This is a genomic window from Micromonospora terminaliae (assembly GCF_009671205.1).
Classification (GTDB): domain Bacteria; phylum Actinomycetota; class Actinomycetes; order Mycobacteriales; family Micromonosporaceae; genus Micromonospora; species Micromonospora terminaliae.
The window spans coordinates 843,979-869,842 of sequence record NZ_CP045309.1 but is presented as its reverse complement, the minus strand read 5'-3'; the positions used below and the strand labels follow the sequence as shown (position 1 = coordinate 869,842).

The window sequence follows — 25,864 nt, the reverse complement described above, 5'->3', positions numbered from 1 at the left end:
TCAGGGGCGCGCGAGGATCTCCGCCAGCGGCGGCGGCACCAGCGAGGTGGTGGCGGCCGTGTGCGGGAAGCGGCGGGCGAGTCGCCAGCCGAGCGTGATCGACAGCGCGTCCGAGGCCACGATCAGGTCCGCGGGATCGTGCTCGAGGTCGATCCCGGTCAGCCGCTTGTCGAACAGCCGGGCCAGCACCAACGGCCGGAAGTTCTGGTAGACCTTCATGAACACCCGCTTGTGGAAGGCCTTGCTCACCCGCTGCTGACCGCGCCGGAGACCCTCGATCGGGCGGGACGCCGCGCCCTCGCCGGAGAGCCGGCTCAGCCCGTTGAGCGCCCGCCGGGGCCCGTTGGTCACGACGATCCGCTCGGCACGCATCACCGGATGCCGCTTCTCCGCCTCGTCGAGTGTGAAGAAACGCAGGTCGGGCCGGTCGGCCAGCTCCGCCCAGTTCTTGTCGCTCAGCACCACGACGTCGACCCGGGCGCCCTCGTCGAGCAGGCGCTCTGCGAGCGCCACGACCCGCTCGTGCGGCTTCCGGTTGAACGCCAGCAGCAGGACCCTCGGCTTCCGGGCCGCACCCGGCTCCACGGCCTGCGCCTCGTGTTGGTCGACGAACGTCACGATCCGATCCTCCCCTCGGCGATCTTCTGCCTCACCATGCTGCGCAGCCGGGCCTCCAGCGGCGCGGTCACCGCTTCGCGGGTGAACGTCGCGGCATGGGCGCGTGCCTCGGCGTGCTGCTCGGGAGACATGTCCCGGGCGGCCTTGCCGGCGGCGATCATCGCCTCGGCGATGTCGTTCACGTCCAGGCTCTCCGGGTTGAACCAGAGGGGGTAGCCGGCCAGGACGTCCTGCGCGGCGATGCCGGGAGCGTGCACGGACACGATGGGATGGCCGCTGGCCATGTACTCGAAGATCTTGCCGGAGGTCACGTAGCGGGCGCCGCCCGCCAGGAAGACCAGGACGTCGCTCTCCTGGTAGACCCGGCCCACCTCGGTCTTCGAGACCGGACCGCGGTAGTGGATGCCGGTGTCCGGCAGCGAGTGACCCTGCTCGCCCTGGGTCAGACCGAGCCGGTCGATCAGCTCGCCCTTGCTCTGCTTGAAGTAGCCCAGGTGCCCGTGGATGTTGAGCTCCGCGTCGGCCAGGTCGGGATGACGCCGGGCCAGTTGGAACGCCTCGGCGAGCTGCTCCACCGGCTGGGTGGCGTTCATCGTGCCCAGGAAGGTGAAGCGCAGGGGGCGGGTGCGGTCGGCGGTGGTCGGCGGCTCCGCCGACTCGAGCTGGGTGAGCAGATCCGGGTCCCAGCCGTTCGGCACCACCATCATCCGGTCGGCGGCGTCCGGGTAGCGCTCGGCGTACCAGGTCCGCAGCGGCTGGTTGACGAAGACGGACGCGGCGGCGTCGCGCAGGATCCGCCGCTCCCACTTCCAGGCGGGGTGCCCCGGCTCGTAGCCCGGCTCCTCGGTGAACATGTTCAGCGTCCACGCGTCCCGGTAGTCGACGACGAACGGCACGCCGGTCGCCTTGTGGATCACCCACGCGGCGGCGAACGAGGCGAACGGGTTGCCCGTGGCCAGCACCACGTCGAACCGCCGCCGGGCGTGCATGCGCAGGGCCTTGCGGACCGAGGCGACCGCCCACGACAGGTAGTGCTCCGGGAAGAACCTCTTCAACCCGAAGTTGTAGAGGTTGCGGGCCAGGATCGGCGAGAGGCCCCGGAACCGCCCGTACTCCCGCAGGTCACGTTCCCAGGCGAAGTGACTGATGGGGGGACGCTCCACCCGGATCGACGGGTCGACCGTCTCGGCCAGCTGCTCGTCCACCGAGCCGATCACCCGGTGCAGGAAGCTCAGCGGCGACGCGAAGGCGGTCACCTCCCAGCCGTTGGCCGCGAGGTAGTTCGCGGTGGCGCGGGCCCGGTAGACGCCGCTGGCACGCGACGGCGGGAAGTAGAACGAGAGGTAGAGAATGCGCGGTCGGCGCGGCGTCCGCGACCGGTTCATTGATTGTCCCCCTGGACGAAGTCCGGATCTGGCCGGTGTTGGCCTTCGGGCGTGAGACCAGCGTAGTCGTAGCTGAAGCAGACTCTCGGAATCGACGGGGCGTGATCGCCGCCGATCAGGCGCGCGGCGTGCGGCATGGCGACCGGATCAGTGACGACAAGCACATCCACCCGCGGCTGCGCGCCGACCCGGGCGATCACCTTCGCCCGGGTGTCGCCGCGCAGCCGGACGAAGGCCCGGTGGGCCCGGTCGGCGAACCGCTTCTGATACGCACGCTCGGCCCGCTGGGAGAAGCCCCGCAGCGGACCCCGTCCGACGGTGCGCAGGAGCTTGCGGGGCGCCTTGTAGAGCACCGCCTGCTCGATCCGCGTCATCGGCATGCGCCGCTGCAGGGTGGCCAACTCGACGACCCGGACACCGTCCGCGAACGTCTCGCGGCTCCAGGGGGCCATCCGGTCGACCACCACGGTGGCCGCGCCACCGTCGGCGATGACCTGGGCGGACTCCTCGACTACCGCGCGCCGGCGGACACCGCCGACCGACAGGAAAAGGACGTGCATGTCACTCCATCAGCTCCGGCTCCGGCGTCAGGCCGACGGAGCGGCCTCGTCGGAGAACCACAGGCGGTGGTGCGTGTCGGCGACCGCGGCGTATCCGTAGCGGGCGGACAGCACCTTACGGACGAGCGCCGGGTCCAAGCCGGCCGGGAAGCGGGACTTCAGCTCCTGGTAGCCGGCGACGATCGTCTCCGGGTCGTCCGTCACGTCGATCATCACGCCGGCCGCTTCCTCGATGCCGGCGAGGGTCCGCTCGGGACCGCCGCAGCGGGTGACCAGGACGGGAAGCCCGGCCGCGATCCCTTCGAGCACCGCCACGCCGAAGGTCTCCTTGCGGCTCGGGTGCACCAGAAGGTCGTGCTCGCGCATCAGCCGCAGCGCCTCCTGCGGCGGGACGGCACCGGTGAAGGTGACCGCGTCGGCCACCCCGAGCTCTGCGGCCCGGGCGGTCAGGCTCGCCAGCAGCGCGCCCTCCCCCACCAGGGTCAGGGTCAGGGAGGGATCCTGCGACCGGCACCGGGCGAACGCCTCGAGCAGCAGCGGCACGCCCTTGAGCTCGGAGAGCGCGCCGACGAAGAGCCAGCGCCGGAGCTCGGTGATCGGCTCGGGCCGCTGCTGGTCGAAGGAGATCGGGTTGGAGATCGCACCGATCCGCTCGGCGTGGTGCGGGAACGCCTCGACCAGCGGGCGTCGCACCCCCTCGCCGACGGCGAGGAAACCGGCGCACCGGTGCAGCACCTCGTCGTACATCTCCCGGCCGCGTGGGGTTTCGAGCACCTTGTCTAGGAAGCTCGCGTGCTCGGTGACGAAGACCCTGGTGTCGGGCCCGGCGTTGCGGATCGCCGCCCAGCCGCTGGGCAGGCCGACGTGGGCGTGCACGACGGGCGCGTCGATCGGCCGGCCGCCGAGCGCGGCGCGCAGCGCCACGTCGTGCCGTTCGGCGATCTCGGCGTGACCCAGGCCACGCGGCACGGGCACCGGAAGGAAGATCAGATCTGCGCCGCCGACGGTCGGCGTGCGGTGCAGGGATCGGGCGAGGAGCGCGTGGTGGGCCTCACGGACCCTGCTCTCGGCCCCGGTGTCGAGGGCGGCGACCCAGGCGTCGCAGTGGTAGACCGTCATCTGGTCGCACCCGGGCGCGGTGGCATCGACCATCGCCTGCACGAACGACCCCCGGAAGGGCAGCTCCCGGGTCGGGAACCACGGTGTGATGACGACGACGTTCCGCTCAGAAGTTGTCGGCACCCGAACCTTCCTCGTCGTACGTGCACACGACGCCACGTTAACATGCACGCTGTCGATCGTGCTCAGTCGGCCCGCGCGGGTCGGCGGGTTCCGCACAGCCATCGGGAGACCGTTCCATGCTCCGAGAAGACCTGTCCTGATGGGCAACCGGCTCGTGGACGGTGCGCTGCGCCGGGTCACGGCTCCCCGGGTGGTCCGGCATCGCGCGGCGGCGCGCCTGATCCGCGGGCTGGCGTCCGCGCCGCTGCTGCCCACCCGGGCCCGGGGGGCGCTGGCCCGTCGGCTGCGGACCGGCATGAGGCGGGCCGGATGGCCGGTGGCCGAGTCCCGCGCGGCCCTGGTGGCGGTGGCCGGCGCGGTGGAGCCGGCCGCCCGCGCCGACCTCCTCATCCAGGAGGCCACCGACGAGCTGGCCGAGGGCCGGACCCCCGCGCACCTCATGGAGGCCGTCGAGGCCGAGCTGGCCGCGGCCGACGAGGCGTACGCGCGGGGCGACGGGAAGACGGCGGCCCGGCGACTGCACCGTGCCCTGCGCACCCAGTCCCACCGGGTGCTGCACTTCGATCAGCTCACGTCTCCCCTGGTCGACGACCCCGCCGGCTACCTCGGTGCACTGCGCCGCAGCGCCGTGGGCCGCGCCCTGCTCACGCCCCGCGGCCGGGCGGTGCCGGCGGCCCCACCGCCCACCGACCGGCCGCTGCGACTGCTGGTGCTGGTCAACGGCAGCGCCCACTTCCTGCGCGAGATCCGCGAGCGGTACGCGCGACACCCCGGTGTGGAGTTGCGCTACCTGCACCTCGCCGACGACCCGGTGGCCGCGCAGCTGGTGCGCCAGAACGCCCGGATCGTGACCGAGGCGCTGATCGGCGGCACGGACTACGGCGCGCAGGTGGAGCGCTGGCTCCGGCCGCACCTCGACTGGGCGGACACGGTCTTCGTCGACTGGGCCGTCGGCACCGCCGCCATGGTCACCCTGGTCGACCCCGGCGACACCCGCGTCGTCATCCGGTTGCACAGCTACGAGGCGTTCGGCCAGTGGCCGCACGTGATCGACTTCAGCCGGGTGGACGACGTGGTCTTCGTCTCCACGCACCTCCGTGACTTCGCCGCCACGGTGGCGCTCGGGCTCACCGGCCCGAACGCGCCCCGGTCGCACGTGCTCACCAACGCGCTGCATCTACAGCCGTTCCGGCAACCCAAGGACGCCACGGCCCGCTTCACCCTGGGCCTCGTGGGGACCAGCGCCGTCGCCAAGGACCCGCGCTGGGCGGTCGAGGTGCTGCGCCGGCTGCGCGCCGAGGACGAGCGGTACCGCCTGTTCCTCGTCGGCAAGGGGATCGACACCGGCCTCAGCAGGGCGGCCCGCCGCTACGCCGAGGCGCTGGAGGCGGACCTGGCCGAGCTGGAGCCGGCCGGGGCGGTGCGGCGCATCGGTCACACCGACGACGTGCCGAAGGTGCTGACGGAGATCGGTGTCATCCTGAGCAGCTCCGTCCGCGAGAGCTTCCACTGTGCGGTGGTGGAGGGTGCCGCCAGCGGAGCGGTGCCCGTGGTCCGCGACTGGCCCTTCTTCGCCGGGCGGGAACACGGCGCGCGTACGGTCTTCCCGGCCGACTGGGTGGTCGCCACCCCGGCCGAGGCGGCCGCCCGCATCCGGGCCACCACGGCGGACGAGGAGGTCTGGCGGACCACCGGCGCGGCGGCGTCGGACCACGCGCTGGCCACCTGGGACTGGTCGGTCAACGCGCCGGACTTCGACGCGATGCTGGGCGTCGAGCCGGCCTGACCGGGCCCGGCCGGGCCGGATCGGACGATCCGGCCCGGCGGAGCGGGTCAGGCCACGGCGTTCTCGGCCGCGCGAGCGGTGTCGGCCGGGCTGACCGTGATGGTCTTGCCGTCGGCGGCGGACTCGAGCAGGCCCGCGGCCACCTGCACGGTGCGCAGGCCCTGCCGCAGGGTCACGATGTCGCTCTGCTTGCCCTCGACGGCGTCGCGGAAGCGCTCGTGCTCCACCAGCAGCGGCTCGCGCTTCGGGATGGCGAAGCGCACCATGTCGCCCTCGGCCACGCCGCGGAACGCGCGCAGCGCCTCCCACTCGGTGTCGATGGCGGCGTTGGCGTAGAAGGTCAGGTCGGCGGTGAGCGTGTCGGCGACGAAGCAGCCCTTGTCGCCGGTGACCACGGTGGACCGCTCCTTGAGCGGGCTCAGCCAGTTGACCAGGTGGTTGACCATCGTGCCGTCGGAGAGCTGGCCGACGACGGCGACCATGTCCTCGTGCAGCCGGCCGCTGCGGGAGACCGTCCGGGCCGACACGGAGGTGTATTCGCGGCCGGTCACCCAGGCGGTCAGGTCGATGTCGTGGGTCGCCAGGTCCATCACCACGCCGACGTCGGCGATCCGGTGCGGGAACGGGCCCTGGCGCCGGGTGACGACCTGGAAGACCTCACCCAGCTCGCCGGCCTCCAGCCGGGTACGCAGGCTCTGCAGCGCCGGGTTGTAGCGCTCGATGTGCCCGACGCCGGCGACCAGGCCGGCGCTCTCGAACGCCTCCACCAGCGTGGTGGCGGCCGCGACGGACTGGGCGAGCGGCTTCTCGATGAGCGCGCAGACCCCGTTGGCGGCCAGTTCCAGGCCGATCCGCTCGTGCAGGGCGGTCGGGCAGGCGACCACCGCGTAGTCGATGCCCATGGCCAGCAGGTCGGACAGCTCGGGAACGACCGGGGCGCGGAGCGTGCCGGTCACGTCGCCGGCCGGGTCGACCACGCCGACCAGCTCCACGCCGTCCAGGTTGGACAGCACCCGGGCGTGGTTGCGTCCCATGGCGCCCAGGCCGATCAGGCCGGCGCGCAGCTTGCGGGCGCTCACCGGGCACCCCCGGCCAGGTTCGCGCCCTCGGCGATCCGCTCCAGGTCGGCCGGGCTCAGCGACGGGTGCACCGGCAGCGAGACCACCTCGGCGGCCGCACGCTCGGTCTCCGGCAGGTCCCACGGGCCGGGCTTGCCGTCGGAGTTCAGGTAGGGCTTGAGCCGGTGGATCGGGGTCGGGTAGTAGACCGCGTTGCCGATGCCCAGCTCGGTGAGGCGGGCCATGGCGGCGTCGCGGTTGCCCTGCACCCGCACCGTGTACTGGTGGTAGACGTGCTTGGCGGCGTCGGCCACCGGCGGGGTCACCATGCCGGTGATCTTCGAGTCGAGGAACTTGGCGTTGGCGCGGCGCTGCTCGGTCCACTCGGCGAGCTGGGTGAGCTGCACCCGGCCGATCGCGGCGGCCACATCCGTCATCCGCATGTTGGCGCCGACGATCTCGTTGGCGTACCGCTGCTCCATGCCCTGGTTGCGCAGTAGCCGCAGCGTACGGGCCAGCTCGGCGTCGGCGGTGGTGACCATGCCGCCCTCCAGGGCGTGCATGTTCTTCGTGGGGTAGAAGCTGAAGCAGCCGGCGGTGCCGAACGCGCCGACCGGGGTGCCGTGCAGGGTCGCCCCGTGCGCCTGGGCGGCGTCCTCCACCACGGCGAGGTTGTGCCGCTCGGCGATGGCCATGATCTGGTCCATGGCGGCCGGGTGACCGTAGAGGTGCACCGGCATGATGGCGACGGTACGCGGGGTGACCGCGGCGGCGACCGCCTGCGGGTCGACGCAGAAGCTGCCGGGCTCGATGTCCACGAAGACCGGCTCGGCGCCGACCAGCCGGACGGCGTTGGCGCTGGCCGCGAAGGAGAACGAGGGCACGATGACCTCGTCACCCGGGCCGAAGCCGAGCGCCATCAGGGTGAGCTGGAGCGCGGACGTGCCGGAGTTGACGGCGACGCAGTGCCGACCGGCGACCAGGTCGCCGAACTCCTCCTCGAACGCCGCGACCTCGGGGCCCTGCACGACCCGGCCGCTCCGCAGCACCCGGACAGCCGCCTCGATCTCGGCCTCACCGATGATCGGTCGTGCTGGGGGAATGAACTCTGGATGCGGCCCGACCATGGGGCTTCCTCCTGTCGACAGAATCTCGTTGGGGGACGTTGTGGGGGAATGGTAGCGGTTCGTGCCGTTAACAGCCTGATCGCACCCATTGTCCGATCAGATGTGACCTGATGTTCATGATCGACTGGCGAACCACGGGCAGGAACCCGGGGGTCAGACTTCCACCTCGCCGCGGACAGGCCCCAAGCATGCTACCCGCAGGGCCGCGACGATCGCGGCGGCCAGCCGGGGCACCTCGTCGAGGTCCAGCGGCGCCCGCGCGATGGCCAGCCGCCAGTAGACCGGACCGACGATCAGGTCCACGGCGGCGCGCCGGTCGGTGTCCGGGGAGAGTTCCCCCCGCTCGACCGCCCGGCCGATCAGGATCCGGCCGACGGCCTGCTGGTAGTCGTCCAGGGCGGCCTGGAGCTTCTCCGCGATCTGCGGGTTGCGGGCCGCCTCGGCCAGCAGGTCCGGGATGATCTGCGAGGCCAGGCGGTGACGCAGCGCACGGGCCATCACGTGGAGCAGGATCTCCAGGTCGCCCAGGAGGCTCCCGGTGTCCAGCAGCGGCAGGTTGCGGCCCGCCGCCGCGGAGACCATGTCCAGCACGAGATCGAGCTTCGAGCGCCAGCGGCGATAGATGGCGGTCTTGCTGACCCCCGCCCGGCGCGCCACCGCCTCGATGGAGAGGCGGCCGTAGCCGACCTCGGCCAACTCCTGCATCACGGCGGCGCGGATGGCACTGGTGATCTCCCCGCGCAGCACGGCCGCGCCGGCCGGAGCACGCCTCTTCTCGGTCGTCACGTGGGACAATGTAGCGCAACGACGCTACGGTTGCGTCCCGACGTGTTTTGGACTACCTTTCCGGCAGCAGCGAGGCACCCTCCCCGCCCGGCCGCGCTAGATTTCCACGCCGCGACAACATCTCCCTGCTCCCCATCGGCACAAAAGATCGGAGCGCCTGACCATGGCCAACACCGCGGTGGCCGACCCCGAATCCGGGCTCACCCGGGCCCAGCTAGCCCATCGGTACGGGCTGCGGGTCGCCGGGGAACGCCCGCACCTGGTCGAGTACGCCCGCCGGCTGTGGGCGTACCGGCACTTCATGACCGCGTACTCGCGGGCGAAGGTCGCCTCGTCGTTCAGCAACACCCAGCTCGGCCAGCTCTGGCAGGTGCTGACCCCGCTCACCAACGCGGCGGTCTACTACCTGATCTTCGGCGTGATCGTCTCGCAGAACAAGAACATGTCGAACTTCATCGCCTACCTGTGCACGGGCGTGTTCGTCTTCATGTTCACCCAGACCGCGGTCTCGAACGGCACCAGCGCGATCACCAGCAACCTGGGCCTGATCCGGGCCCTGCAGTTCCCCCGCGCCGCCCTGCCGGTCACCGTCACGCTGGTCCAGCTCCAGCAGCTGCTCATGTCCATGGTCGTGCTGGCCGCCATCGTCCTGCTGACCGGTGAGCCGATCACCCTGCGCTGGCTGCTCATCGTGCCCATGCTGCTGCTCCAGACGATCTTCAATCTGGGGCTCAGCATGGTGACGGCCCGGCTCGGCGCGAAGATCACGGACCTGAAGCAGGTCATGCCGTTCATCATGCGGACCTGGCTGTACGCCTCCGGCGTGCTCTACCCGGTGGCGCTGTTCCGGCAGCACCTGCCGCACTGGGCCGCCACCCTGCTGGAGGCCAACCCGCCGCTGGTCTTCATCGAGCTGGCCCGGTACGCGCTGCTCGACTCCCACCAGGCGCAGCTGGTCAGCCCCCCGGCGCGGCTCTGGCTGCTCGGCGTGGCCTGGGCGATCGTGATGGGCATCGGCGGGTTCGTCTACTTCTGGCGCGGAGAAGAGGAGTACGGCCGTGGCTGACCTCACGCAGCCGGCGGGCAGTGCCGGCGTGGTGGACTCGGGGCGCATCCCCACCGTGGTGGTGGACGACGTGCACGTGATTTACAAGATCCACAAGGGCGCCACCGGGGCCAACAGCCCGGTCTCCGCCCTCAAGCGCATCGTGTCCCGGACCAGCGCCCCGAACATCCGCGAGGTGCACGCGGTCAAGGGGGTGAGCTTCACCGCGTACGAGGGTGAGGCCATCGGCCTGATCGGGAGCAACGGCTCCGGCAAGTCGACCCTGCTGCGGGCCATCGCCGGCCTGCTCCCGCCGGCCCGGGGCGCGGTCTACACCCAGGGCCAGCCGTCCCTGCTGGGCGTGAACGCGGCCCTGCTCAACGACCTCTCCGGCGAGCGCAACGTGGTGCTCGGCTGCCTGGCCATGGGCATGCAGCCGGAGGAGGTCAAGCGGGTCGCGCCGGAGATCATCGAGTTCTCCGGGATCAACGAGCGGGGGGACTTCGCCTCGCTGCCGATGCGGACGTACTCCTCCGGCATGGGCGCCCGGCTGCGCTTCGCCATCTCCTCGGCGAAGAAGCACGACGTGCTGCTCATCGACGAGGCGCTGGCGACCGGCGACCGCAAGTTCCGGGCCCGCAGCGAGCAGCGGGTGCGGGAGCTGCGCGACAGCGCCGGCACCGTCTTCCTGGTCAGCCACTCGATCGGCTCGATCCGGGACACCTGCGAGCGGACCATCTGGCTGGAGAGCGGCGTCCTTCGGATGGACGGGCCCACCCAGGAGGTCTGCGACGCCTACGAGAACCAGAAGTAGCGGCCCGGAGCGCACCGGTGCGGGGCTCGCCCCGGTCGGTGCGCTCCGTCGTCCGCGTTAAGGTTCACCTCGGCCACGACCAACGTTCACCACCCGGTCACCGACGCGCGAACCCCCCATCCACCGCAGAAGTGAGGAACGGCAATGACGCAGGACCGCACCCCCGCACCGGACGCCGCGCCGGGGAGCCCGGCACCCTGGCGGCCCTCGCGGACGGTGGCCGTGATCCTCGCCGGGGGGACCGGGACGCGTCTCGGGCTGGGCATCCCGAAGCAGCTGCTCAAGATCGCCGGCAAGCCGATCATCGAGCACACCCTGGCGGTGTTCGAGGCCGCGCCGGAGATCGACGAGATCATCGTGCTGATGGCCGCCGGCCACGTGCCCGACGCCGAGCGGATCGTCGCCAACGCGGGCTTCCGCAAGGTCAGCAAGGTGATCGAGGGTGGTGACACCCGCAACGACACCACCCGGATCGCGCTGGACGCCGTCGGCGACGGCGACGTCAACATCCTCTTCCACGACGCCGTGCGCCCCCTGGTCAGCGCCCGCATCGTGCGCGAGTGCGTGAACGCGCTCTGGACCTACGCGGCCGTGGACGTGGCCATCCCGTCCGCCGACACGATCATCCAGGTCGACCGGGACGACTGCATCACCGACATCCCCGTCCGCGCCAGCCTGCGCCGCGGCCAGACCCCGCAGGCGTTCCGCTCCGGCACCATCCGCGAGGCGTACCGGCGGGCCGAGGGCGACCCGGACTTCGCGGCCACCGACGACTGCGGCGTGGTGCTGCGCTACCTGCCCGGCACGCCGATCAAGGTGATCGACGGCTCGGACGAGAACATCAAGGTCACCCACCCGGTCGACGTACACCTGGCGGACAAGCTCTTCCAGCTCGCCGCGGCCCAGGCGCCCAAGCTCAGCGACCACCGCAGCTACACCGAGGAGCTGACCGGCCGCACCATCGTCGTCTTCGGCGGCAGCTACGGCATCGGCCACGACCTCACCGAGCTGGCCCGCCGCTACGGCGCCCAGGTCTTCCCGTTCAGCCGCTCCACCACCGGCACGCACGTCGAGCGGGCCGAGGACGTGGCCGCCGCGCTGAAGACCGCCTTCGAGGCGACCGGCCGCATCGACCACGTGGTGGTCACGGCCGGGATCCTGGAGAAGGGCGCCCTGGCCGAGATGGACGAGGAGACGATGGACCGCCTCCTGCACGTCAACTTCGTCGGCCCGGTCACCATCGCCCGGCAGTCGCTGCCCTACCTCCAGCAGACGAAGGGCCAGCTGCTGCTCTACACCTCGAGCTCCTACACCCGGGGCCGGGCGCGCTACGCGCTCTACTCGGCCACCAAGGCCGCGCTGGTCAACCTGACCCAGGCGCTCGCCGACGAGTGGGCCGAGTTCGGCGTACGGGTCAACTGCGTCAACCCGGAGCGCACCGCCACCCCGATGCGCACCAAGGCGTTCGGCGAGGAGCCGGAGCACACCCTGCTCTCCGCCGAGGCGGTCGCCCAGGCCTCCCTGGACGTGCTGATCTCCGAGCTGACCGGCCAGGTGATCGACGTCCGCCGGGCACCCGGCGAGCCGGTCGCCGCCGTGCCCGCCCAGCCCGGCGCGGATCCGTCCGAGCAACTGCCCGCCGGCATCGACGCCTGAGCCGCGAGACGGGACGAGCCAGATGCGTGGTGACCTGGTCCGGAAGCTGCTCGCCCGGGTGCTGACCACCGGGCTGGCGGTGCTGGCCTTCCTCGTCGTGGCGCTCACCGGAGCGACCGGCTGGGGGCTGGCGATCGCGGTCACCGCCCTCGCCGCCGCCGCCTGGGAGCGCCGGGTCCGGCCGAGCGCCGACGGCGTCGCCGAAACGGTGCTGGTCGCCGCCGGCATCCTGGTCGGTTACGCCCGCCGGCTCGACGCCGGCTTCGACCCGGCGCTGGTGGCCACCGCGCTCGTCCTGCTCGGCCTCGTGCTGCTGGTCGGGCCGCTGCGCGACGCCGGCGCCCTGGAGATCCGCGCGGCCAACCTCCCGGTCCGGTCCTGGACGCCGCTGGTCGCCGCCCGGCTCGGCGACGCGCTGCCGGTGCTGCTCGCCCTGGCGGCGCTCGCCGCCGGCCTGGCCCTGCCCGCCTGGGTGGCCCTGGCCGCCGCCCTGCTGGTCGGGGCGGGCTGCGGCGCGGTCGCCCTCGACCTCGCGCGGCGCCGGTTCCGGCCGTCGCCCGGCGGCGGCCCGGTGGGCCGGGCCCTGCGCCGGCACCAGCCCGAGTTCGTGCTCTACTTCTCCGCCCCGCCCGGCTCCGAGTACCAGGTCACCATGTGGCTGCCCTACCTGGAGCGGATCGGCCGGCCGTTCATGGTGCTGCTGCGCGAGCCCGAGTTCCTGCCCACCGTGGCCGCCGCGACCAGCGCCCCGGTGGTCTTCTGCCCCACGCTGAAGACGATGGACGAGGCGCTGGTGCCGAGCCTGCGGGCGGCCTTCTACGTCAACCACGGGGCGAAGAACAGCCACTGCATCCGCTTCTCGCAGCTCACCCACGTGCAGCTGCACCACGGCGACAGCGACAAGGCGCCCAGCGTCAACCCGGTCTCGGCGATCTTCGACCGGATCTTCGTGGCCGGTCCGGCCGCGATCGAGCGGTACGCCCGGGCCGGCGTGGAGATCCCCGCCGAGAAGTTCGTCGTGGTCGGCCGCCCCCAGGTCGAGGCCATCGAGGTACGCCGGGAGCCGGTCACCGGCCTCGCCCACCCGACCGTGCTCTACACCCCCACGTGGACCGGTCACCACGCCGACGCCGACTACTGCTCCCTGCCGGTGGCCGAGACGATGATCCGCCGGCTGCTCGACCGGGGCGCGACGGTGATCCTGCGCGCGCACCCGTACACCGCGCAGAACCCGGCCTCGGCGCGGCAGCTCGCCCGCCTCACCGAGCTGCTCTCCGCCGACCGGGCCCGGACCGGCCGGCCGCACCTGTGGGGTGCCGCCGCCGGCCGCGAGCTGACCCTCACCGAGTGCGTCAACCGCGCCGACGCGCTGGTCTCGGACGTGTCCGGGGTGATCTCCGACTGGCTCTACTCGGGCAAGCCGTACGCGGTCACCGACATGGGCGTCGACGGTGTGCACTTCGTCGAGCGGTTCCCCCTCGCCGGCTCCGGCTACGTGCTGCGCCGGGACATGTCCAACGTGGACGAGGTGCTGACCGAGCTGCTGGACACCGACCCGAAGGCGGCGGCCCGCTGGGTCACCCGGTCCCGCTACCTCGGCGACTTCCCCGCCGAGTCGTACGCCGAGGTGTTCCTCGACGCCGCCCGGCGGGAGCTCGCGCCGGGCCGGACGGTGCCTGCCCCGCGAGCCGGTGCGCCGCTCCCCTCTCCCGCCGCCTGACCGTCGCCGGTCAGAGGTGGTCGTCGAGGAGGGCGAGCACCGCCGCCGGGTCCTCGACGTGCGCGTTGTGGCCCAGGCCGGGCAGGGTGGCGACCGGGACGCCCAGCTCCTTGAGCTGCGCGTCGGTCACCATCGGATCCAGCTCCCCACGCGCCAGCAGCACCGGGACGTCGACCGCGGCGAGCAACGCGGGCAGCCGCGGCTCCCCCACCGCGAAGGCTGCCGGATCCATGGCCAGCCGCCAGCGGCCGTCCTCGCGGCGCAGCCCCGCCTCCACCACCGGATGGTCGGGGGCGAAGAGCCCGGCCAGCCCGGAGACCCGCAGGTAGCGGCGGGCGGCCTCGTCCCGGGTGGCGAACCAGGTGACCGGGCGGTCGGCCAGCTCGCGGGCCTTCGCCAGGTCGGCCGGAGACCACACGGCCTTGATGCCGAGCCCGACCACCGCGTCGACGGGCAGGCGCCGCGACCGCGCGGCCAGTGCCAGCGCCACCACCCCGCCGAGCGAGTGGCCGAGCAGCACGAGCCGGTCGCGGGGACCGAGCCGCTCGGCCACCGGGCCGAGCCCCTCGACCAGCCGCCGGGCCAGGCCGTCGAAGGAGTACCCGGGCAGCGGGGGTGACCAGCCGTGACCGGCCAGGTCGGGGGCGAGCCAGCGCCCCGCCCAGGAGTGCTCCAGCAGCGGCGCCCAGGGCAGCCACACCTCGCCGGTGGCGCCCATGCCGTGCAGGAGCAGCAGATGGCGGGTACCCGTTTCGTCGCCCATAGGCCGCAGTGTGCCACCGGACGGACACCACGCGCGAGAGCAGCGGGCACGACGACGTCGGGCACCGGCTCCAGGGAGCCGGTGCCCGACGGGGGAAAGCTGCGATCAGGCGGAGTAGCCGCGGGTGGCGGCCCAGTTCGCCAGGTCGATGGTGCTGATCCAGTACTCGGGCAGCGCCGGGTTCGCCGAGTCGGCGATCCGGACGGTGCGGCCGTCGTTCTTGTAGCCGATCACCGCGATGTAGTGGCCGCCCGGGAACGAGTGCCAGCCGCCGTCGGTGTCGGTGGCGTCGCCGGCGATGTTGACCACCACGCCCCGCCCGTCGGTGATCGCCTTGACCACGTCCGCCTGGAGCTGGTCCATCTCCGCCGGGCTCGCCGAGCCGCCGAACATGTGGGTCCGGTACGGGTTGCCCTTGACCATCTGGTTCAGGCCCCGGGTGGTGTCCTCGGCGGAGTTGGTGCCGTTCTCGCCGGCGTTCAGCGGGGCGATCATGGCGTCCTGGGTGGTCTCCACGCCGCTCGCGCTGAGGGCGTTGCGCACCGCGGCCGGGCCGCAGTTCCAGTAGGCGGTCTGCGCCTCGTAGGTGTAGTCGAGCACCTTCGTCGACGGCGGCTTCGGCTTCGCCTTCGGGGTGGTGTCCGGGTCGGCGGTGGCCTTGGCCGCGGCCTTCACGGCCGACGGCGACGCGCTCGGCGAGACGGACGGCGACGGGACGGCGGCCCGGGCCTCGCCGCGGCTGGCGACCTCACCGAGGCGCGAGCCGAGCTCGGCGACGGCGGCGGTGTTCTCCTGGCGGGCCGGGGTGTCGGCGTTGTCGGTGGCGGCGAGGGCCGCGCTGGTGCCGCCGGCCAGCACGAGCGCCGCGGCGGAGCCGGCGATGATCTGGTACGGGCGCTCGGTCACGAGACGGCGCAGCTGACGCTTCAGGTGGTGCTTCACGGGTTCCTCCACGGGGGCGTGCGCGGCACACACCGGCCCCACGCGCGGAGGAACTCACACGCGCTGGCGGGGCGGGTCGCCGCGGAAAGGGAGCGCCCGGGGAGCCGGGCGGTCGGGGCGGTTGCCGGGTCCGGTCGCCGTCAGGCGAGCGCCGGCACCAGGATGCCGTGGAGGCGGGGGGACGAACGGGGGGTGCTGAGCACGAGGAATGGCACTCCTTCCAGAACCGCCGACCGGGTTAGCTGACGGATTCGGGCGGGAAGTTCGCCCTACCGCGGGCCGTGGCCCGCGGATTCACCCCGGTGTTGCTGTGGTTCCCCGGTTCGTGAAAGCACGATTAGGCGGGTCGGCGCGGCGTCGCCTCTTGCGATCGGAAACCGCTCCGGACGCGCCGACACTACCGGTGGGTACCTCGCCTGCCAAGCACTCCCACCTGCGTAAACCTCCGATGCGACTACAGATTTCGGAACAGTCCGTCACTGACTTCACTCAATGGGACGAGCAGTTCCGGCGGCACCGTGCGGCGAAAAGCGGACATCCGGTGGCGAGCATCCCGGAATTGCGGTGCACGGACGCACCGCCTGCCCCCGGATGACCGTTTCCCCGGGCCGGGTGACCGGGCTCACGGTTTTCGGATAACGATTCGGCCGAATTCGCCGCCGCACCGGGCCGATCCGAGGGTCAGCCGGCGCGGGCCGGACGCCAGCGGGCGCCCGCGACGGCGGCGGGCGCCGCGACCGGGGTTGTCGCCGGCGTGACGCCGTTCGCCGGAGCCGGACGGAGGGCGCCGGTGGCCGCGTACGCCTCCGCGGCCAGGGTGCGGGCCGCCTCGGCGGCCAGTTCGGCGTCCCGCCACGCCCGCCGCTCCCGCTCGGCGGCCGCCGCCCAACCGGCCCGGCGGGCCTCGCGTACCGCCCGGGCCAGGACGATCTCCTGCTCGGCCGGGTGCCGGCGCGGGTCCCACCCGTTGCGGTGGGCCAGCACGTCGGCGAGCTGCCGGGCGCTCAGGTCGCCCCGCCAGTGCGCCGTCATGGCGGCGTGGTGCAGCCACCGCTCCCGGGCCGCGTACTCGGCCGGCGTGCGCGGGGTCTGCGGCGCGGGCAGCGCGCCGGCGTTGGCGAACCGGCGGGCGGCGGCCTCGGCCTCGTCGAACGCCCGCCAGGCCCGGTCGGCCTCGTCCTGGGCGGCGGCCCACTGCTCACGGCGCCGCCGGGCGGTCTGCCGGGCGCCGGCGGCGGCCACCGCCACCTCGTCGGCGTACCGGCGCAGGTCGGCCAGGCGGGCGGCCTCCTCGGCGGCCGGGTCGGACGGCGGCTCGGGCGCCGTGTCCCGCTCGGGGCGGGCGACGAGTGCGGCGAGCACGCCGAGGGCGAGCACGAGCAGGGCCGACCAGATCGCGGCGGCCTCGGGAACCTCGGTCAGGAAACGGTAGAGAACGGTCTGCGACATGGTCGGCACCTCACGGGGGAGATCGTGGTGGAGAGGTGTCCGCACGACCGGCGCCGAAGCGGCGGCGACGCGTGCCGCCGGGCCGCGCACGGGCGGGTGCGGGGGTGAGGTTCGGTGCGTGCTCGGGCGCGGGGCCCGCGACGGGTCAGCGGGCGGGCGGTGCCCGGGAGCCGACCGTGGCCGGGACGAGCCCCGCCGGGACGAGCGGCCGGTCCGCCGGGCGGGGCACGGCCACGGGGCGGTCCGCCGTGCGGGTGACGGGCGCGAGCGCCGCCAGCGGTCCGGGTTCACCGGCCGGCCGGGCCGGCCCGTCGACGGCGTCGCCGCGGAGGCCAGGGGCGGCGGCGTGAACGGCCCCGCCCCGGGAGGCCGGCCCGCGCACCGAGTCGGCGGCTGTCCCGTCGGCTCCAGCCTGGAGATGCGGCCCGGTGGCGGCCCGGAGGGCCGGACCCTCGGCGGAGGCCACCACGGTGGGGGCCGTCGGTGCGGTCGCCGCCCCGCCCAGCGGCAGCGTCGCCGTGCCGAACGAGCAGGCGACGAGCACGGCCAGGGTGGCCAGCGTCCGGGCGGTCCAGCGCGCCACCCACCACAGCGGACAGGTGAGCGCGATCGGCAGCACGGGTACAAACTACCGTCGATCCCGCCACACCGCACCGCCGCCGCGCGTGTCGCACCGGCCCGCAGGCGCGGCACCGGCCAGGGTGGACGGGTGCCGGCTGCGGCGACGCCGGGTGGGACCTGCCCGGCTCACGCCGGGTCGCGCCGCCCGGCGTACTCGACGGGCCTGGTGGCGGTGTCCGGGGCCGCGCGTGGGGCGGGAACGGAGGGCGCCGGCGCGGCGGCCGCCCGCGCCGGACGGGCCCGGCGCGACGGGCCGAGGCGGCGCATCATCGGCATCTCCACCCAGCGGTGCAGCGCCGCGGCGAGCAGGAGGTTGAGCAGCAGGAAGCCGAGCACGGCGAGCGGCCCCCACCACCCGCGCAGGCCGGTGCCCCAGTCGCCGGTGAGCCGCAGCACGGTCATCATGACCAGCACGTGCACCAGGTAGAAGGCGAAGGAGACCTCACCGAGCCAGACCATCGGACGGGACCGCCACGGCGTGCGCCGGCCCCGCACGTCGGCGTCCGCCGCCGCCGTGATGACCAGGAGGTACGCCGCCGCGAGCAGGGCCGCCCAGAACTCGGCGCGGATCCACAGCGCCGCGACCGCCCAGGTGGCGACGAACAGCACGCTGGCCACGGTCAGGTTCGGTCCGCGCCAGCGGTTCCGGCGCAGCAGTTCCGCGGCGGCCACGCCCATCCAGAACTCGAAGGAGCGGGTGACCGGGAAGATCTGGGTGACCCACCAGCGGCTCTCCTCGGGCACCAGGAGCTGGCCGGGCCACAGCGCCAGGATGAGCAGCGGCACGGCGACCACCACGGCCCGGAGCGTCCCGGTGCGGGCCCGGCGCAGCCACGGGAGCACCAGCGGCAGGCACAGGTAGAAGGCCAGCTCGCAGGAGAGCGACCAGCTCACGTTGTTGACGCTGTAGAAGTAGCCGTCGAGCGGGATCCAGGCCTGCACCAGGAACAGGTTGCCGAGCGCGGCCCACGGCGCGACCGGGTCGGCGAACCAGTACGCGACGGCCAGCGCCGCCACGAAGGTCACCAGGTGGTTCGGGTAGATCTTGGCGAGCCGGCGGCGCAGGAAGGTGCGGCGCGGCTCGCCGTCGCGGTACGACCAGACCAGCACGAATCCACTGAGGATGAAGAAGAACTCCACCCCCGAGAGGCCGAGGCTGAAGACCTTGCTCACCACGGCCCGGAGGTCGGGCTCGGCGACGATCCCCATGGTGCCGACGTGGAAGCCGAAGACCAGCAGGGCGGCGATCCAGCGCAGCCCGGTCAGCGACGGCAGCCGGGTGGCGCGGGTGGCCGGGGCGCTTGTCACCCGGGGCACCCTACCGGGTGGTACGCCGGGCCGCCCGCCGCGTCTCCTCGTACGCCTGTTCGATCCGGGGGTACGATCGGCGGCGTGTCCGACGTCGCGTACCAGCCCTCGATGCTCGACTTCGCCGCGCAGGGCCCCACCCTGGGCCCGCTCGCCGGCCGGCTGCGCCGGCACGAGCTGAGCCGGGGCGCCTGGGTCGACCACCTGCCCGGCTGGGTGGCGGGGTCCGACGCGGTGCTCGACACGCTGCTGCACGAGGTGCCGTGGCGGGCCGAGCGCCGCACCATGTACGACGCCGAGGTCGACGTCCCCCGCCTGCTGTGCTGGTACGCCGCCGGCCGGCCGCTGCCCCACCCGGTGCTCACCTCGGCGCGCGACACGCTCACCCGGCACTACGCGGACGAACTGGGCGAGCCTTTCGTCACGGCCGGGATGTGCCTCTACCGGGACGGCCGGGACAGCGTGGCCTGGCACGGTGACACGCTGGGCCGCTCCGCGCACACCGACACCCTGGTGGCCATCGTGTCGTTCGGCTCGCCCCGGCCGCTGCTGCTGCGCCCCCGGGGCGGTGGCGGGACCAGCCTGCGCTTCCCCCTCGGGCACGGCGACCTGGTGGTGATGGGCGGGTCCTGCCAGCGCACCTGGGAGCACGCGATCCCGAAGACCGCCCGGCCGGTCGGCCCCCGGGTCAGCGTCCAGTTCCGTCCCGCCGGGGTGGCCTGACCCCGGTCCGGCCCCAGGCCCGGGCCGGCGCCGTGCTAGAAACAACTCTCAGGGTCGATCACGCCCCCGTCACCTGACGACGCGAAGGGCGCAGCATGACCCAGTCCCCCACCTCCCGCTGGTCCCCGTGGCGCCTGCACGGCAACGGGCGCTCCGTCACTCCGGGCGACGTGGTCCACCCCGACGAGCGGCTCTCCTGGCCGCGAACGGTCGGCGTTGGCGTGCAGCACGTCGTCGCCATGTTCGGCGCCACCTTCACGGTGCCGCTGATCACCGGTTTCCCCCCGGCCACCACGCTCTTCTTCTCCGGGCTGGGCACGCTGCTGTTCCTGCTGATCACCGGCAACCGGCTGCCGTCGTACCTGGGGTCGTCCTTCGCCTTCATCGCCCCGGTCCTGGCCGCCAAGACCGGCGGCGGCATCGGCGCGGCGCTCGGCGGCATCGTGGTGGCCGGCGCCGCCCTGGCGCTCGTCGGCGTGGTGGTGCAGCTGGCCGGGGCGCGCTGGATCGACGCCCTCATGCCGCCGGTGGTGACCGGCGCCATCGTGGCGCTGATCGGGCTCAACCTGGCTCCGGTCGCCTGGGACGGCGGCGGCAGCGGCACCGGGTTCAAGTCGCAGCCGCTCATCGCGGTGATCACCCTGGTCGCGATCCTGGTCACCACGGTGCTCTTCCGCGGCTTCCTGGCCCGGCTGTCGATCCTGCTCGGCGTCGTCGTCGGCTGGGTGCTGGCCGCGCTGCTCGGCAAGCTCGACCCGGCGGCGGTCACCACGCTGAAGGAGGCCGCCTGGGTGGGCCTGCCGCAGTTCCACGCGCCGAGCTTCGGCCTCCGGGCCGTGGTGCTGGTCATCCCGGTGATCCTGGTGCTCATCGCGGAGAACGCCGGGCACGTCAAGGCGGTCGCCGCGATGACCGGCCGGAACCTGGACCGGGACATGGGCCGCGCGTTCCTCGGCGACGGCCTGGCCACCGTGCTGGCGGGCTCGGGAGGCGGCTCGGGCACCACCACGTACGCGGAGAACATCGGCGTGATGGCGGCGACCCGGGTCTACTCGACGGCCGCGTACTGGGTGGCCGGGTTCGCGGCGGTGCTCCTCGGGCTGTGCCCGAAGTTCGGCGCGCTGATCCTCACCGTGCCGGCCGGGGTGCTGGGCGGCGCCACCACGGCCCTGTACGGCCTCATCGCCGTGCTGGGCGCCCGCATCTGGATCGAGGGCCGGGTGGACTTCCACGACCCGGTCAACCTCATGACCGCCGCGGTCGCCGTGATCGTCGGCGCCGCCAACTACACCCTGACCGCCGGGGACCTCTCCTTCAACGGCATCGCCCTGGGCACCGCCGCCGCCCTGGTCATCTACCACGGCATGCGCCTCATCGCCCGCCTCCGCGGCACGACCCCGGCCTCCCGCCGGGGCCCCGAGCCCGAACTCTGAACCCGGGATACGGGAAGGGGCCCCGCGGCACAGCCGCAGGGCCCCTTCCACGCGTGACGGTCAGTCGCGGTCGATCTGGTGACCGATCACCGTCGGGCCGAGCATCACGGCGAAGCCGGAGCCGTCACGGCGGGGATCGGCCGGCGGCAGCTCGACCGGGTCGCCGGTGGCGGTGGCGCCGACCGGGCGCGGGCCGATCCAGGCCACGGCCAGGTCCAGCTCGCCCTTGAGGAACCGCTGGGCGCGCACGCCGCCGGTCGCCCGGCCCTTCGCCGGGTACGCCTTGAACGGCGTCACCTTGACCGTGGCGCCCGTCGAGGTGACCACCATGGGCTCGCCGTGGCCCGTGTCGTCGGTGCGGATCGCGCCGAAGAAGACCACCCGCGCCCCGGCCGGCAGGTTGATGCCGGCCATGCCGCCGCCCTTGCTGCCCTGTGGCCGCACGGCGGACGCCGCGAAGCGCAGCAGCGACGCCTCGGAGGACACGAACGCCAGGGTCTCCGCCCCGTCGGTGAGCCAGGTCGCCCCGACCACCTCGTCACCGTCGCGCAGCGAGATCACCTCGAACTCGTCCGAGCGGACCGGCCAGTCGGGGGCGCAGACCTTCACCACGCCCTGCCGGGTGCCGAGCGCCAGGCCGGGCGAGCCCTCGGCGGGCGGGCCGAGCGGAGCCAGCCCGACCACCGTCTCGCCCTGCTCCAGCGGCACCAGCTCGGCGGCGGACATCCCGCCGCGCAGGGACACCGTGCCGGACTGCTCGGGCAGCACCGGCAGGGGCAACACGTCGATCTTGAAAGCCCGCCCGGCGCTGGTCACCAGGAGCACCCGGCCGCGGGCCGTGGAGTGCACCACGGCACGGACCGCGTCGTGCTTGACCCGGCCGCTGCGCCGGCGCGCCTCGGCGGCCTCCTCGGACTCGGCGGCGGTGCGGGCGACCAGCCCGGTGGCGGAGAGGATCACCTGGCAGGGGTCGTCGGCGACCTCCAGCGGGCCCGCCGGCACCGAGGCCGCCAGCACCTCCTTGAGATCGCCGTCGACGAGGGTGGTGCGCCGGTCGGCGCCGGACTGCTTCACCACGGCGGCCAGCTCGTCGGAGACCAGCTTCCGCAGCACCTTCGGGTCGTCGAGGATCTTCGACAGCTCGGCGATCTCGCCGCGCAGCTTCTCCTGCTCGGCCTCCAGCTCCAGCCGGTCGTACTTCGTGAGGCGGCGCAGCGGGGTGTCCAGGATGTAGGTGGCCTGGATCTCCGACAGCTTGAACCGCTGCATGAGGCCGTCCCTGGCGGCCTGGGCGTCCTCGCTGGCCCGGATCAGCTTGACCACCTTGTCGATGTCGAGCAGGGCGATCAGCAGGCCGTCGACCAGGTGCAGCCGCTCCTCGCGCTTGCGCTTGCGGTACGCGCTGCGTCGGGTGACCACCTCGTAGCGGTGGTCGAGGAAGACCTCCAGCAGCTCCTTGAGGCCGAGGGTCTGCGGCTGGCCGTCGACCAGGACCAGGTTGTTGACGCCGAAGGACTGCTCCAGCGGGGTGAGCCGGTAGAGGTCGGCCAGCAGCGCCTGCGGGTTGACCCCGACCTTGCACTCGATGACCAGCCGGGTGCCGTTCTCCCGGTCGGTGAGGTCCTTGACGTCGGCGATGCCGGTCAGCCGCTTGGTCTTGTTGACCTCGTTGGTGATGGCGGCGATGACCTTCTCGGCGCCCACCCCGTAGGGCAGCTCGGTGACCGTGATGGCCTGCCGGCCGCGGCTGCCCTCCAGCGGGCCGGTCTGCACCCGGGCCCGCATCCGCACCACACCACGCCCGGTCTCGTAGGCCCGGCGCACCTCGTCGAGGCCGAGCAGCAGCCCGCCGGTGGGCAGGTCGGGGCCGGGGACGAACTCCATGAGCTTGTCGAGGGTGGCGTCCGGGTGGTTGATCAGCCAGCGGGCCGCGTGGACCACCTCGGCCAGGTTGTGCGGGATCATGTTGGTGGCCATGCCGACCGCGATCCCGGACGCGCCGTTGACCAGCAGGTTGGGGAAGGCCGCCGGCAGCACGGTGGGCTGGGTCAGCGAACCGTCGTAGTTGGGCTCGACGTCGACGGTGTCCTCGCCCAGCTCGCCGACGAGCAGCATGGCCTCGCGGGACATGCGGGCCTCGGTGTAACGGGCGGCGGCCGGGCCGTCGTCGGGCGAGCCGAAGTTGCCGTGCCCGTCGATGAGCGGCACGTTGAGCGAGAAGTCCTGCGCGAGCCGGACCATCGCGTCGTAGATCGCCGCGTCGCCGTGCGGGTGGTACTTACCCATGACGTCGCCGACGATCCGGGCCGACTTCACGTGCCCCCGGTCGGGGCGGTGGCCCTGCTCGTGCATCGACCAGAGGATGCGCCGGTGCACCGGCTTGAGCCCGTCCCGGGCGTCGGGCAGGGCGCGGGAGTGGATGACCGAGAACGCGTACTCCAGGTAGGAGTCCGAGACCTCGTTGACCAGCGGGTTGTCGAAGACCCGGGCGCCGGCCTGGTCGAAGGCGGAGAGGTCCGCCTTCGCGCGGTCGTCCTTACGGCGTGCCATGGTTCAGCTTTCCTTCCGAATGAACCCGGTGGTCAGGCGTCGATGGCGTCGCGGTCGACCAGGTCGGCCGAGTCGATGAGCCAGTTGCGGCGGGGTTCGACCTTCTCCCCCATGAGCAGCTCCAGGATCCGCTCGGCGGCCTCGACGTCGTCGAGGGTGATGCGGCGGACCGCCCGGGTGGCCGGGTTCATGGTGGTCTCCCACAGCTCGTCGGCGTCCATCTCGCCGAGACCCTTGAACCGCGGGATGGGCGTGACGATCTGCTTGCCGGCCTTCTCCAGCTTGCGGACCGTCGCCTCCATCTCCGCCTGGGTGTAGGTGTAGACGGTCTGCGGGTTGCGCCCCTTCGTGGTGATCTTGTGCAGGGGCGGCATGGCCGCGTAGAGCCGGCCCGCCTCGATCAGCGGCCGCATGTAGCGGGCGAAGAGTGTGATGAGCAGGGTGCGGATGTGCGCGCCGTCCACGTCGGCGTCGGCCATGATGAGCACCCGGCCGTAGCGCAGCGCGGAGAGGTCGAAGGTGCGCCCCGAACCGGCGCCGAGCACCTGCACGATCGCCGCGCACTCGGCGTTGTCGAGCACCTGCTGGAGGTTCGCCTTCTGCACGTTGAGGATCTTGCCGCGGATCGGCAGCAGGGCCTGGTATTCCGACGAGCGGGCCATCCGGCTGGTGCCGAGGGCGCTGTCGCCCTCCACGATGAACAGCTCGCTGCGGTCCACCCCGGTGGCCCGGCAGTCGACCAGCTTGGCCGGCATCGACGCGCCCTCCAGGGCGGTCTTGCGGCGGGCGGCGTCCTTCTGCTGCTTCTGGGTCAGCCGGACCCGGGCCGCGTCGACGATCTTCTGGAGCACCGTACGGGCCTCGGCCTTGGTCTTCCGGTCCTCCAGCCAGGCCTTGAGGTGCGCCTCGACCAGACCCTGGAGCACCTTGGTGATGCCCGCCGTGGAGAGCTCGTCCTTGGTCTGCGAGGTGAACTGCGGCTCCGGGATCCGCACGTGCACCACGGCCGTCATGCCCTCCAGGACGTCGTCCAGGGTGGGCGCGTCCTCCTTGGGCTTGAGCAGGCCACGGGTGTTGCGGGCGGCCTCGGCCAGGGTGCGCGCCAGGGCCCGCTCGAAGCCCTTGCGGTGGGTGCCGCCGTGGGCGTTGCGGATGGTGTTGGTGAAGCACTCGACGGTGCGCTCGTAGCCGGTGCCCCAGCGGAGCGCCACCTCGATCTCGGCCCGCCGCTGCACGTTGGACTGCATGACGCCGTTGGCGTCGGCGGCGTTCTCCCGGTAGGTGCCCTCGCCGGTCACCAGCAGGGTGCCCGAGACCGGGCGGTCGCCGGCCGGCGCGAGGTATTCCACCATGTCGGTGAGGCCGTTCGGGAAGTGGAAGCTCTCCTCGACGGCCTTCTCGCCGGTCTCGTCGCGCAGCCGGTAGGCCACGCCGGGCACCAGGAAGGCGGTGTTGCGCAGCTTGAGCCGGACCGCCTCGTGGTCGAGCGCCGCGCCGGTCTCGAAGTAGCGCGGGTCGTGCCACCAGCGGATGGAGGTGCCGGTGCGCTGGCCGCGCTTCATGGCGCCGACGATCTGGAGACCGGGGCCGGGCGTGAACGGCGCGTCCGGGCCGGCGCCGTCGAAGATGCCGGGGACGCCGTGCCGGAACGACATCGAGTGGATCTTGCCGCCGCGGCGGACGGTGACGTCGAACCGCCGGGAGAGCGCGTTCACCGCCGAGGCGCCCACGCCGTGCAGGCCGCCGGAGGTCTTGTAGCCGGACCCGCCGAACTTGCCGCCCGCGTGCAGCCGTGTCAGCACCAGCTCGACGCCCGAGATGCCGGACTTGGCGTGCACGTCGGTCGGGATGCCGCGGCCGTCGTCGTCGACCTGCACCGAGCCGTCGGCGTGCAGGATCACGTCGACCTTCCGGGCGTGACCCGCGACACCCTCGTCGGTGGAGTTGTCGAGGATCTCGTTCACGAGGTGACCCACGCCACGGCTGTCGGTGGAGCCGATGTACATGCCGGGGCGTTTCCGGACGGCGTCGAGGCCCTCCAGGTGCGTCAGGTCGTCGGCCCCGTACAGGGTCTCAGGCTGTGCGGTCAACTGGTCGTACTCCCAGGTCTCGGCGGTGTGGTGCCGTTCACCGTGCGATCCCCCCTGTCGATCGCCTGGCGCGGCGCGCCGGAGCGAGCCTAGCCCGGCACTCCGACAGAGCCGTGGCACCCGGTGCGGTGCGGCGTCACGTGCCGCACGCCCGGAGGCGAGGAGGCGTCCGTGCACGACAACGACAT

21 protein-coding genes and 1 riboswitch are annotated in these 25,864 nt (G+C 73.0%); of the genes, 7 read left to right on the top strand and 14 right to left on the bottom strand.

Annotated features, from left to right (window positions below; genetic code table 11):
• The 4 genes from GCE86_RS03930 to GCE86_RS03915 form a co-directional block, all read right to left on the bottom strand.
• The gene (locus tag GCE86_RS03930) at positions 1-618 is read right to left on the bottom strand and encodes a hypothetical protein (RefSeq protein WP_154225646.1); all 618 of its coding nucleotides are present in this window, start codon (positions 616-618) and stop codon (positions 1-3) included.
• Complete coding sequence (locus tag GCE86_RS03925) at positions 615-2,003, bottom strand: glycosyltransferase (protein ID WP_167537025.1); 1,389 nt, start codon at positions 2,001-2,003, stop codon at positions 615-617. Before GCE86_RS03925 ends, GCE86_RS03930 begins: the two co-directional genes overlap by 4 nt.
• Positions 2,000-2,470, bottom strand: a complete 471-nt coding sequence (locus GCE86_RS03920; RefSeq protein ID WP_154225645.1) for a hypothetical protein — start codon at positions 2,468-2,470, stop codon at positions 2,000-2,002. The genes GCE86_RS03925 and GCE86_RS03920 overlap by 4 nt, the downstream gene beginning before the upstream one ends.
• A 120-nt stretch (positions 2,471-2,590) precedes the next feature.
• On the bottom strand, positions 2,591-3,805 hold the full coding sequence (locus GCE86_RS03915; protein WP_244317171.1) for a glycosyltransferase: 1,215 nt from the start codon (positions 3,803-3,805) through the stop codon (positions 2,591-2,593).
• Positions 3,806-3,944: 139 nt separating this feature from the next.
• Here GCE86_RS03915 and GCE86_RS03910 point away from each other — a divergent pair, with 139 nt between their 5' ends.
• Positions 3,945-5,591: a glycosyltransferase gene (locus tag GCE86_RS03910; protein WP_154225644.1), complete on the top strand. Its 1,647-nt coding sequence runs from the start codon at positions 3,945-3,947 to the stop codon at positions 5,589-5,591.
• Positions 5,592-5,638: 47 nt separating this feature from the next.
• On the opposite strand, the gene GCE86_RS03905 is transcribed toward GCE86_RS03910, so the two are convergent.
• The 3 genes from GCE86_RS03905 to GCE86_RS03895 all read right to left on the bottom strand — a co-directional run bounded on the left by GCE86_RS03905 (position 5,639) and on the right by GCE86_RS03895 (position 8,562).
• Positions 5,639-6,670, bottom strand: coding sequence for a Gfo/Idh/MocA family protein (locus GCE86_RS03905; RefSeq protein WP_154225643.1), 1,032 nt, complete (start codon positions 6,668-6,670; stop codon positions 5,639-5,641).
• A complete protein-coding gene (locus GCE86_RS03900; RefSeq protein ID WP_154225642.1) occupies positions 6,667-7,776 on the bottom strand; it encodes a DegT/DnrJ/EryC1/StrS family aminotransferase in 1,110 nt (369 codons plus the stop codon). Before GCE86_RS03900 ends, GCE86_RS03905 begins: the two co-directional genes overlap by 4 nt.
• 153 nt (positions 7,777-7,929) lie before the next feature.
• The gene (locus tag GCE86_RS03895; RefSeq protein WP_154225641.1) at positions 7,930-8,562 is read right to left on the bottom strand and encodes a TetR/AcrR family transcriptional regulator; all 633 of its coding nucleotides are present in this window, start codon (positions 8,560-8,562) and stop codon (positions 7,930-7,932) included.
• Between the two features lie 163 nt (positions 8,563-8,725).
• On the opposite strand from GCE86_RS03895, the gene GCE86_RS03890 reads away from it, so the two are divergent.
• The 4 genes from GCE86_RS03890 to GCE86_RS03875 all read left to right on the top strand — a co-directional run bounded on the left by GCE86_RS03890 (position 8,726) and on the right by GCE86_RS03875 (position 13,797).
• On the top strand, positions 8,726-9,628 hold the full coding sequence (locus GCE86_RS03890; protein ID WP_154225640.1) for an ABC transporter permease: 903 nt from the start codon (positions 8,726-8,728) through the stop codon (positions 9,626-9,628).
• A complete protein-coding gene (locus GCE86_RS03885) occupies positions 9,621-10,421 on the top strand; it encodes an ABC transporter ATP-binding protein (RefSeq protein WP_154225639.1) in 801 nt (266 codons plus the stop codon). Before GCE86_RS03890 ends, GCE86_RS03885 begins: the two co-directional genes overlap by 8 nt.
• 144 nt (positions 10,422-10,565) lie before the next feature.
• A complete protein-coding gene (locus tag GCE86_RS03880; RefSeq protein WP_154225638.1) occupies positions 10,566-12,077 on the top strand; it encodes a bifunctional cytidylyltransferase/SDR family oxidoreductase in 1,512 nt (503 codons plus the stop codon).
• Between the two features lie 22 nt (positions 12,078-12,099).
• Positions 12,100-13,797, top strand: a complete 1,698-nt coding sequence (locus tag GCE86_RS03875; RefSeq protein WP_154225637.1) for a CDP-glycerol glycerophosphotransferase family protein — start codon at positions 12,100-12,102, stop codon at positions 13,795-13,797.
• Between the two features lie 10 nt (positions 13,798-13,807).
• Here GCE86_RS03875 and GCE86_RS03870 read toward each other — a convergent pair whose 3' ends face one another.
• From GCE86_RS03870 to GCE86_RS03850, 5 genes are all read right to left on the bottom strand, one after another.
• A complete protein-coding gene (locus GCE86_RS03870) occupies positions 13,808-14,560 on the bottom strand; it encodes an alpha/beta fold hydrolase (protein WP_154225636.1) in 753 nt (250 codons plus the stop codon).
• Positions 14,561-14,665: 105 nt separating this feature from the next.
• The gene (locus GCE86_RS03865; RefSeq protein ID WP_208818069.1) at positions 14,666-15,514 is read right to left on the bottom strand and encodes a C39 family peptidase; all 849 of its coding nucleotides are present in this window, start codon (positions 15,512-15,514) and stop codon (positions 14,666-14,668) included.
• Between the two features lie 200 nt (positions 15,515-15,714).
• Positions 15,715-15,856: riboswitch (cyclic di-AMP (ydaO/yuaA leader) on the bottom strand.
• 327 nt (positions 15,857-16,183) lie between these two features.
• Positions 16,184-16,951: a hypothetical protein gene (locus tag GCE86_RS03860; protein WP_154225634.1), complete on the bottom strand. Its 768-nt coding sequence runs from the start codon at positions 16,949-16,951 to the stop codon at positions 16,184-16,186.
• A 145-nt stretch (positions 16,952-17,096) separates the two neighbouring features.
• A complete protein-coding gene (locus GCE86_RS03855) occupies positions 17,097-17,570 on the bottom strand; it encodes a hypothetical protein (RefSeq protein ID WP_154225633.1) in 474 nt (157 codons plus the stop codon).
• A 128-nt stretch (positions 17,571-17,698) separates the two neighbouring features.
• On the bottom strand, positions 17,699-18,880 hold the full coding sequence (locus tag GCE86_RS03850) for an acyltransferase family protein (protein ID WP_154225632.1): 1,182 nt from the start codon (positions 18,878-18,880) through the stop codon (positions 17,699-17,701).
• Between the two features lie 84 nt (positions 18,881-18,964).
• On the opposite strand from GCE86_RS03850, the gene GCE86_RS03845 reads away from it, so the two are divergent.
• Together GCE86_RS03845 and GCE86_RS03840 are read left to right on the top strand one after the other, a co-directional pair.
• Positions 18,965-19,603, top strand: a complete 639-nt coding sequence (locus tag GCE86_RS03845; protein ID WP_154225631.1) for an alpha-ketoglutarate-dependent dioxygenase AlkB — start codon at positions 18,965-18,967, stop codon at positions 19,601-19,603.
• 95 nt (positions 19,604-19,698) lie between these two features.
• A complete protein-coding gene (locus tag GCE86_RS03840; RefSeq protein WP_154225630.1) occupies positions 19,699-21,036 on the top strand; it encodes a uracil-xanthine permease family protein in 1,338 nt (445 codons plus the stop codon).
• A 60-nt stretch (positions 21,037-21,096) separates the two neighbouring features.
• On the opposite strand, the gene GCE86_RS03835 is transcribed toward GCE86_RS03840, so the two are convergent.
• Complete coding sequence (locus GCE86_RS03835) at positions 21,097-23,586, bottom strand: DNA gyrase/topoisomerase IV subunit A (RefSeq protein ID WP_154225629.1); 2,490 nt, start codon at positions 23,584-23,586, stop codon at positions 21,097-21,099.
• 32 nt (positions 23,587-23,618) lie between these two features.
• Complete coding sequence (locus tag GCE86_RS03830; protein ID WP_154225628.1) at positions 23,619-25,676, bottom strand: DNA gyrase/topoisomerase IV subunit B; 2,058 nt, start codon at positions 25,674-25,676, stop codon at positions 23,619-23,621.
• Between the last annotated feature and the right edge of the window lie 188 nt (positions 25,677-25,864).

Coding starts and splice junctions, on each gene's coding strand:
- GCE86_RS03870 (WP_154225636.1), bottom strand. CDS start 14,560: ATGGGCGACGAAACGGGTACCCGCCATCTGCTGCTCCTGCACGGCATG.
- GCE86_RS03900 (WP_154225642.1), bottom strand. CDS start 7,776: ATGGTCGGGCCGCATCCAGAGTTCATTCCCCCAGCACGACCGATCATC.
- GCE86_RS03840 (WP_154225630.1), top strand. CDS start 19,699: ATGACCCAGTCCCCCACCTCCCGCTGGTCCCCGTGGCGCCTGCACGGC.
- GCE86_RS03925 (WP_167537025.1), bottom strand. CDS start 2,003: ATGAACCGGTCGCGGACGCCGCGCCGACCGCGCATTCTCTACCTCTCG.
- GCE86_RS03910 (WP_154225644.1), top strand. CDS start 3,945: ATGGGCAACCGGCTCGTGGACGGTGCGCTGCGCCGGGTCACGGCTCCC.
- GCE86_RS03835 (WP_154225629.1), bottom strand. CDS start 23,586: ATGGCACGCCGTAAGGACGACCGCGCGAAGGCGGACCTCTCCGCCTTC.
- GCE86_RS03890 (WP_154225640.1), top strand. CDS start 8,726: ATGGCCAACACCGCGGTGGCCGACCCCGAATCCGGGCTCACCCGGGCC.
- GCE86_RS03880 (WP_154225638.1), top strand. CDS start 10,566: ATGACGCAGGACCGCACCCCCGCACCGGACGCCGCGCCGGGGAGCCCG.
- GCE86_RS03875 (WP_154225637.1), top strand. CDS start 12,100: ATGCGTGGTGACCTGGTCCGGAAGCTGCTCGCCCGGGTGCTGACCACC.
- GCE86_RS03860 (WP_154225634.1), bottom strand. CDS start 16,951: ATGTCGCAGACCGTTCTCTACCGTTTCCTGACCGAGGTTCCCGAGGCC.